6 protein-coding genes are annotated in these 7,249 nt (G+C 42.0%); 1 reads left to right on the forward strand and 5 read right to left on the reverse strand.

The genetic code is table 11. The features are described 5' to 3' along the window. Both QNK26_RS04730 and QNK26_RS04735 read right to left on the reverse strand, forming a co-directional pair. Positions 1 to 985, reverse strand: a 985-nt coding sequence (locus tag QNK26_RS04730; protein ID WP_319221151.1) for a dicarboxylate/amino acid:cation symporter, incomplete at its 3' end; no start/stop codon positions are given. A gap of 80 nt (positions 986 to 1,065) precedes the next feature. Then, on the reverse strand, positions 1,066 to 1,701 hold the full coding sequence (locus QNK26_RS04735; RefSeq protein WP_319221152.1) for a transcriptional regulator: 636 nt from the start codon (positions 1,699 to 1,701) through the stop codon (positions 1,066 to 1,068). A gap of 445 nt (positions 1,702 to 2,146) precedes the next feature. Here QNK26_RS04735 and trhA point away from each other — a divergent pair, with 445 nt between their 5' ends. Continuing rightward, complete coding sequence (trhA, locus tag QNK26_RS04740; RefSeq protein WP_319221154.1) at positions 2,147 to 2,830, forward strand: PAQR family membrane homeostasis protein TrhA; 684 nt, start codon at positions 2,147 to 2,149, stop codon at positions 2,828 to 2,830. A gap of 6 nt (positions 2,831 to 2,836) precedes the next feature. Here the strand turns inward: trhA and QNK26_RS04745 are convergent, their stop codons facing one another. From QNK26_RS04745 to QNK26_RS04755, 3 genes are all read right to left on the reverse strand, one after another. Beyond that, entirely contained in the window at positions 2,837 to 3,247 is a 411-nt protein-coding gene (locus QNK26_RS04745; protein ID WP_319221155.1) for a globin, read from the reverse strand. A 192-nt stretch (positions 3,248 to 3,439) separates the two neighbouring features. Then, entirely contained in the window at positions 3,440 to 6,124 is a 2,685-nt protein-coding gene (locus QNK26_RS04750; protein ID WP_319221157.1) for a molybdopterin-dependent oxidoreductase, read from the reverse strand. Positions 6,125 to 6,410: 286 nt separating this feature from the next. After that, positions 6,411 to 7,249 (reverse strand): LysR family transcriptional regulator (locus tag QNK26_RS04755; protein WP_319221158.1); only part of this gene is annotated, 839 nt, incomplete at its 5' end.

The following is a 7,249-nucleotide window of genomic DNA, read 5'->3' on the forward strand; positions in this document are numbered from 1 at the left end:
AAATAACGATAGTGATGAAGAACACTTCTGGGGTAAATTCAAGCCCTAACACCGCGTAGATGAATACGATTTTCAGTGCGGCAATCATCGCCACGCCACCTTTATTAAGGTTCGCTAGTAGCGGTAAACAAATATCGACGATGTCATCTTTGATACCCATTTTTTTAGCTGCACGAATATTTACTGGTAATGTTCCTAGCGAAGAACAAGTACCTAAAGCGGTAGCTGACGGTTCAAAGGCATTTTTCCAGAAAGCGCGTACTGCGTTGGTACCGCCGCCAATCCATGAGTAAAAGGTAGAGCCAAGCACAAAGTAAATAGCGGTAGCAGCAAAGAATAAACCAATCGCTCTAGCAAACGTCACTAACAGCTCAGGATCCTGACTCGCCATTGTTGATGCGAAATAAGCACCAAGACCGATTGGAGCACCAACCATGATGATAGAAACTACTTTCATGATAACTTCGTTTAGGCTGTTAAGTAGGTCAGCAATTTTCTTACCGCTTTCACCTGACTGGCCAATCGCGATACCAGCGATAATCGACATCACAATAAGGGCAAGGATATTAGACTTAGACAGCAGCCCAACAAAGTCATTAGTGGTTAGCATACTTGCAAAATCAATCTTGCCAGCTTCTGCGGTAAAGTCCTTCGCCAATTCAAGCGTTACACCTTGTGCTGGATCGAAGATGGAGGCTAGACCAACAATACTAACAGCAGGGATAATTGCCATCATAATTGAAACGACCAGTATGATTCCGAGCATTTTACCCAGCTTCTTTAAATCCGTCATACTCGCAATCGATGACATAACACTGACACCAACTAGCGGTACAATGATCATGAATAACAGATTTAAAAATATTTGACCAATTGGTTTTAGCTTCAGTGCAAAATCGGGTAAGTAAATACCGATGGCGCCACCGATGACTAAAGCGGTTAAGAGTATAATTGATGATTTATAAGGTTCGAGCTTTTTCCACATTGTCATGATTCCATAATTTTTAATGATACCGTCGAGCCGTTACACTGCATGTAATAGCTCATGCTTAATTACTTTTTCATTTACTTCAAGTAGCGATATAAAGTCTGTTCTGAAATATCCAACATTTTGGAAACCTTCTGCACATTTCCTTTGATGGTAAACAACCCTGACTTTTCAACCGTTTTAACAAATTCATTTTTTTCAGGTAAACTTAATCGTGATAACACCGTTAGATTTAACTCACTTCGAGCCTGATCTATAATGCTATTACTGACGTCCTCGATAGAGTTATGGAAACTCTCATCTCTAACCCCAGCGACTTCATAATCAGGAATGCTGGCTTTAAGCATATCAATGGCATTTTTAACCTGACTGTCATCAATATTTAAGCAGAGCATGTACTGCGGTTTGTTGTTTTTAAAGATCATCAAAGTTGATGAACGTAGCTCTGTACCATTGCCAGCACGCCCTCGGTAATTCAGCAAAAACGGTTCTTTATTACCTTTTTTTGCATTACCTTGTTCGATGCTTTTTATCTGTTTTAATGCCAAGTCAGTCGCAGGAGAGCCAATTTTTCTTCCCGTAATATGACCGTTTTCAATGACTACTACTGACTTTGAAACATCACTTAGGTCGTGTATTACAATTTCACAGTGGGAACCAATGACCCCCGCGATAAACTTCACCAACACACTAAAATCAATTTCTATTTTCATTAATCTTGTCCTCCAGAACATGATGAGAAGTATAACCTTAGAGGTATTAAAAAATGTGACAACTGAGAGGTTTTTATCGTGATAATAATTTTTTAGCGCGAGAATTATTCATACAAAAATGAATTTAATTCAACTTTATAATTTTAAGATGAAATTTATTCAATTTAATGCGGATTTGTGATCTTGATATATTGACGTTTAAGCAATAACCAATTTTCACTGCGCTGACATGACAATGCCATTTATGCAGCGAAGGCATAGACCATTAGCGTCTTGTTAAGCATTAAGTTAGACAGAAAGGAAAACAGCTGGGTTGTAGATAATGATGCCGCTGCGAGTATTTAAAAATAAATTCCCACAATCTCATGTGTAACTTCCAATACACAAAACTTAAGCGTACACTTGTAAGCTTAAATAATAAGGCAACTTAACGATGGGATAATGTATGTCACACAGTGCGACACCGATAATAGCGACGGCAGACATCATTGCCGCACCTTATAGCGTCAAAGAAGAAGCGGCCAATACTTGGTCTCATATCATAGGCGCATTACTGAGTATTACAGCGCTGACTGCGCTACTAGTGCCATCTATACAGCAAGCTGATCCTTGGCGTATCAGCAGTTTTAGTATTTATGGCATTTCAATGTTTTTGTTATTTTTTGCATCGAGTGCCTATCACTACGCAACGAACCCTGCTATTAAAGCAAAATTAAAAACCCTCGACCATTGTGCTATTTTCTTGTTAATTGCGGGTACTTACACACCATTACTGCTAATTGAACTACGTGGTACGCTAGGCTGGAGTATCTTTGCTGTCGTTTGGACTATGGCCATATTTGGTATCATAGCTAAAGTCTATTGGGCTGAGCGCTTTAAAAAGGTATCGCTATTTTTCTACCTTAGTATGGGCTGGTTAATTGTATTTTCAGGTGATGAGCTATTAGGTAAACTTGCCACTGGAGCACTGTATTGGTTGTTCGCCGGTGGACTTGCTTATTCAATTGGTGCGATCTTTTATGCCAATAAACGTATTCCGTATAACCATGCTATTTGGCACATCTTTGTATTACTTGGCAGCGCTTGTCATTTTGTAACGATTTATATTTATGTGCTACCAGTAAAATAATACGCCTTAGTCTAGCTTGGATATGTGTTTCATGAACTCCACGCCTGGTGCTAGCGTAATTCTCCAAGATACGCCGACAGCATTATTATACCTTGGATAAAACTCAGCTAAAGTTGCAAGTAGCGTGTCGATAAATATCTCATATAAAATAGGATCAATTTGAAGCTTATCTTTATGCAGACACGCTATTGACACAAAATGCTCACGGGCTTTCTTGGTTACAAAAAAATTAACCATGTATGACACCGCTTTTCTAAGCATCAACTTCTGATTTACCATGTCCGTATTTCGAAATACTTCAGCTATTATCGGAGAAGCATCAGTAAACTTTGTGTAAAAACATTCATAAAAATCATCTTCGCTGGTCAAGATAAACCCGTAACTATCATTGAACAGTTCATTAAAGTCTATTTCCATAATCATTATTATCCTGTATGTCACTTATATCACAATTTACTTTACAAAACTCGCCAACATACTTAACAACAATAGCACAACAACAAAGCCGTACACGGTTACATATCTAAGTTTTAGACGCTAAATGACGTTATTTATCCGACACTGAATACGTTCCAAAACATAGATATAGATTACTCGATATGGATGCCATTAATCGACTAAACTGATGGTGCTCTCACAACTTGCCATTACCCGTTTGATTTCTGGTATACACGAACCACAACCCGTGCCGGCTTTATTACAACCGCCCACGGCTGCAACAGTATTCGCACCAGCTTCGACCGCATTAATAATCGCGTTCTCGGTTACTTGATGGCACGCACACACCATACGGCTTGGCGTCGTGTCTGCTTGCCCTTTTAGGGTAGTTCGTAACCCGACCTCCGGCACGAGCGTCGTTAAACTAGCCAACCAAGAGTTATCATCGGCATCATTAGCGGGGGTTACCATTAAACTGATATCCAAACTGTCTTGGCTATCGCCTTGCAAGCTCATCGCAAAACGGTACTTTTGCTCAGCGACATTTTCATAATCAACTTGCTTAGTCATATAACTGTTATTCAAGGCTAGTTTTAATTGCAGGAAGAACATCGCAGGCTCAGTAACACTGGCAAGGTAGTATAAATAGCCTTGCTCTAAGCGTCGTTCAACCCAGTAATCCACCATAGGTAGTATCTTAGCGACTTGCAGACGGCGTTGGCTCCATAGTGCCGCGCGCGATGCATGAGACCATGCTCTGACACTCACTGGGGTATATTTATTTTCCGGCTGACCCGAGAGCGGATCGGTATGTGCCGCCACTAAGCTGGAGATTGCACCTGCACTGGCATTTTCACGACTCCAGTGAATGGGTAAGAATAACTCACTGGGATTTTGACTCTCAGTGGCATGCGCACGTACTAATAATTTACCCTGCAAACTTTCGACCGCAACTAAACTGCCATCAGCAATGCCACGTTCGGTCAAATCTTGTGGATTAATCGACAACAGAGGCTCGGGCATATGGCTATTAAGCTTGGTTGCTAATCCTGTTCTGCCCATGCTGTGCCATTGATCGCGATTACGACCAGTATTTAAGATCATCGGGTAAGCTTGGCAAACTTCGCTGGCGGCTGATTTTTGATACATAGGGATGAAGTTAGCTCGACCCGATGGCGTTGAAAACTGACCGTCAGTAAATAACCGCGCGGCTGACTGCTCCCCGCGTATCGGCCACTGCATTGGTTGATGTTGGTGATAATCTTGCCCAGCCAATACCGCAATATCCAAACCACGCGGTAAGGTATCTTGCTTAAAGCCAGTCATCTGCGCATATTCAGCAAATACCTCGGCTTCGCTAGCAAAGCTAAAGTCTTTGGTAAAGCCCATACGCTTAGCGACTTCCGCTAATAACCACCAATCGGCTTTTGCTTCCCCTAAACTAGGTAAGAAACCACGTTGGCGTGATATACAACGTTCTGAGTTAGTGACAGTACCGGTTTTCTCACCCCAACCCTGCGCGGGTAACAAGACATCGGCACAAGCAATGGTATCGGATTTAGCAATACAATCTGACACAACCACCAGCGGGCAATTTAATAACGCCTGCTGAATTTTGTCTGAATCAGGCAAACTCACCACCGGGTTCGTGCCCATGATCCAAATAGCTTTGATCTTACCTTGATGCACTTGATCAAACATATCAATGGCTTTAGCGCCGCTATTAGTCGCTAATTTATCAGTATGCCAAAACTCACTCACCAGCGCATGACTCTCAGGGGTAAAATCCATATGCGCCGCGAGCATACTGGCAAGCCCACCCACTTCACGACCACCCATCGCATTAGGCTGACCTGTCACAGAAAATGGACTGGCGCCTGGTTTACCAACTCGCCCCGTGGCTAAGTGACAGTTAATAATGGCGTTTACTTTGTTAGTACCACTGGTTGACTGATTCACCCCTTGGCTAAACAAGGTTAAGGTCTTATCGATATCGGTAAATCGCTGGAAAAAAGCCAACATAGTATCGAGTTCAATATTACAGAATGCCGCCAGTTCCACCCAGCTTGGTGTTGATTGGTAAGCTGATTTGAGTGCATTTTCAAATCCTTCCGTGTGCTGGGAAATATAACTCAGATCACACGCATTTTCCTGGTCCAGAAATGCTAACAAGCCATTATACAGCGCCACATCCGTGCCCGGTCGAATGGCTAAATGCAGGTCGGCAATATCACAGGTATCAGTTCTACGTGGATCAATAACAGTGATTTTTAAATTTGGGTTGGCAATTTGGGCCTGTTTTATTCGGCGAAATAAAATCGGATGACACCAAGCCAGATTAGAACCGACTAAACAGATATGCTCGGCAGCTTCGATGTCGGCATAACAAGCTGGAACGGCATCTTCACCAAAGGCGCGCTTATGAGCGACAACGGCCGAAGACATACACAGACGTGAGTTAGAATCAATATTGCTGCTGCCAATAAAACCTTTCATCAATTTATTGGCAATATAATAGTCTTCGGTAAGTAGCTGCCCTGATACATAAAAGGCCACGGCGTCAGGCCCATGTTCAGCAATCACCTTACTAAATGAAGACGCCACATAGCTTAACGTGGTTTCCATGCTCTGTGCTTGGCCGCGAATATAGCATTCACGCAGGCGACCTTCAGGGACCAAGGTATCAGCTAGCGTTAATCCTTTTGAGCAAAGATTACCTAAATTTGTAGGGTGAGACTCATCACCACGGATAGTGACGCCATTGTCTTGATTTACTTGCGCTTCGACACCGCAACCAGTGCCGCAATAAGGACATGTTGTTTTTACCCACTTGGGTGTTAGCTTTAACTTCTGCATATAATAATCCTTGGTTACGCATATTCATACCGAGAGATAAAGCAAAAAATCAGCCAAGTCTGACGTTTTGCGATAACCAATGAAGAATCACAGGAAAGTAAGGTTAAACACTGGCTACAAGGGAAGTAGATGACTTTAATGGCACAATCGAAGGGCTTTAAAGCGCAAGAATAGTACTTTAATAATGCTGAATAGCTGTGAACAAGTGCTAAAACAGTGCTAAAAGAATAAAATGCACCACATCGGTGCGTTTTATGCCGTCACAAACATATTGATAAATTTAAGTTCATGGTTGTGTCATTTCACTGAATTTCTCAAACAGAAAATCCAAGAATAACCGAATGCGTTTTGGTTGATACTGCTTACTAGTATAGATAACATTTAAGTCCGCACTGGATACTGACCTTGAGGTATTAAAGTTCTTCATATACCCATCAAGTACAGTAACAAGTCGTCCGCTGTTAATGTCCGCTTCCACGTCAACAATCGATTTAAGTGCAATGCCTGCGCCAGCCAATGCCCAATGGCGAATAACGTCACCGTCATCAGAAAGTCGCTTTGGTACAACTGTCACTGCTGTTTTATGCTCTTGCTGTTGGAAATGCCAGGTCTTTAATTCTTCATTACCACGCAACATCACTAAACAATCATGCTCGATTAAATCTTCTGGTGTTAATGGTGTTCCACTCTTGGCTAAGTATTCAGGCGATGCACACAATACCCGCCAACTTGATGATAGCCGCCTTGATATAAGACTACTGTCTGCCAGTTCGCCATAGCGAATGACGATATCAATCCCTGATTCAGCAATATTTGATATCCGATCATTGAGATATAAATAAGGCACGACATCAGGATAACGTTTAGAAAAATCGCATAATATAGGCAGAATATATTGTTTACCCATGTCTTTTGGCGCCGAAATTTTGAGTGAGCCTTTGACTTGTTCGACCACATTTTGTAAGCGGCTTTCGGTCTCATTGACGCTGGCTATTATTTCCAGCGCGGCCTGATGATAAAGCTCTCCAGCATTCGTTAATGCGATATGTCGAGTGCTTCGATTTAATAACTTCACCGCATATCTTTCTTCTAATGCTTGTAGCCTTGCAGTCATTGTCGCGGGAG

This window comes from Moritella sp. (genome assembly GCF_033791185.1).
In the GTDB taxonomy this organism is placed as follows: domain Bacteria; phylum Pseudomonadota; class Gammaproteobacteria; order Enterobacterales; family Moritellaceae; genus Moritella.

Coding starts and splice junctions, on each gene's coding strand:
- QNK26_RS04735 (WP_319221152.1), bottom strand. CDS start 1,701: ATGAAAATAGAAATTGATTTTAGTGTGTTGGTGAAGTTTATCGCGGGG.
- QNK26_RS04750 (WP_319221157.1), bottom strand. CDS start 6,124: ATGCAGAAGTTAAAGCTAACACCCAAGTGGGTAAAAACAACATGTCCT.
- trhA (WP_319221154.1), top strand. CDS start 2,147: ATGTCACACAGTGCGACACCGATAATAGCGACGGCAGACATCATTGCC.
- QNK26_RS04745 (WP_319221155.1), bottom strand. CDS start 3,247: ATGGAAATAGACTTTAATGAACTGTTCAATGATAGTTACGGGTTTATC.